The organism is Micrococcus sp. LASM2_SD2 (assembly GCF_057364565.1).
In genome coordinates this window covers 1-596 of sequence record NZ_JBNFOB010000481.1, presented here as the reverse complement: position 1 = coordinate 596, position 596 = coordinate 1, and the positions used below count along the sequence as shown (strand labels likewise).

1 protein-coding gene is annotated in these 596 nt (G+C 48.8%); it reads right to left on the bottom strand.

Annotated features, from left to right (window positions below; genetic code table 11):
• Window positions 1-596: phage minor tail protein L (locus tag AC2W7A_RS13225; RefSeq protein WP_485991732.1), on the bottom strand; the 596-nt coding region annotated here is incomplete at both ends.

Sequence of the window (596 nt, the reverse complement as noted above, 5' to 3'; positions counted from 1 at the left end):
CCGGATTATTGTCTTTGTCAAAAATAACCGTTTTGCCCGTTGTATCCGCAGCCTTTTCCCGGTTTTATACCATCCCCGCTGCGCCCAATAGCAAACGCTTTGCGTTAGTCGAGACGGGATCATGATGCCATCCATATCATACGGAGACGTGAGATCGAATCGGGCGACGCTCTTATCGACATAGCTCGGGCGTTCGATATAGTATACCAGTTTGCGGTAAGCGCCGTCAGCTATTGAGCCGTCAGGTTGAATTAAGTCCTTTTGAGTGATCCAGATTGTCACCTTAGCTTGCATCAATCCGTTATATGATCGAATCATTGCAGATACTCTGCTATCAATGTTCGCCACCGTCAACTGTGGTTTTTGTTGCCTTGCCGGAACTATCAACGAGATCCCGGATATGCCGAACGGCGCGCTCCATATTGCTCCCCACGGAATGTAATTTCTTTCGGCGGTAGCGTTCCAGTTTGCTGGGCCTGCATGATTCCTCTGGAGTGTACTGGATATTCTCTCGTGGAATCGATACACCTGAGCGCCGAACTTGCTACCATCCACTTCGATCAGAGTGATAATCTCTCCAGGATACAGTGATTGCA